The 732-nt window shown below is 66.0% G+C and carries 1 protein-coding gene; it reads left to right on the top strand.

What is annotated here, in order from left to right; genetic code table 11:
* On the top strand, positions 1 to 732 hold a 732-nt coding region (locus AC1DY5_RS57665), incomplete at both ends, for an AMP-binding protein (protein WP_478123046.1).

Raw genomic sequence — 732 nt, 5'->3', positions numbered from 1 at the left:
CGCGCGACACGATCCTGCCGGTCGTGCCGATGTTCCACGTCAACGCCTGGGGCCTGCCCTATGTGGCTTGCATGGTGGGCGCCAAGCTCGTGTTCCCTGGCCCGTGGCTGGATGGAGAGTCGCTGCACGAGCTGTTCGAAACCGAAGGCGTGACCATGTCGGCCGGCGTGCCGACCGTCTGGCAGGGTTTGCTGGCGCATGTCGAAGCCAACGACCTGAAGTTCAGCACCATGAAGCGCACCGTGATCGGCGGCTCGACCTGCCCGCCGGCCATGATGGACGCCTTCGAGGACAAGTACGGCGTCCAGGTCATCCACGCCTGGGGCATGACCGAACTGAGCCCGATGGGCGCCTTGGGCAAGCTCAAGGGCAAGCATGCGGGCCTGGACGCGGTGCAACGCCGGGCGCTGCAGGCGAAGCAGGGACGGTCGCCGTACGGCGTCGACATGAAGATCGTGGACGAGCATGGCGGCGAACTCCCGCGCGACGGCCTGACTTCGGGCGAGCTGATGGTGCGTGGTCCCTGGGTCATTGCCGCCTACTTCAAGGGCGAGGGCGGTGATCCACTCGCGTATTTCGGAGATGAGGGCTGGTTCCCGACCGGCGACGTCGCGACGATCGATGCCGACGGGTTCATGCAGATCACCGACCGCAGCAAGGATGTCATCAAGTCCGGCGGCGAGTGGATCGGCTCGATCGACCTCGAAAACATCGCGATGGCCCACCCGGCGG

The sequence above is a fragment of the Variovorax sp. P4_D9 genome (assembly GCF_056401695.1).
This window is presented reverse-complemented; position numbering and strand designations above follow the sequence as displayed.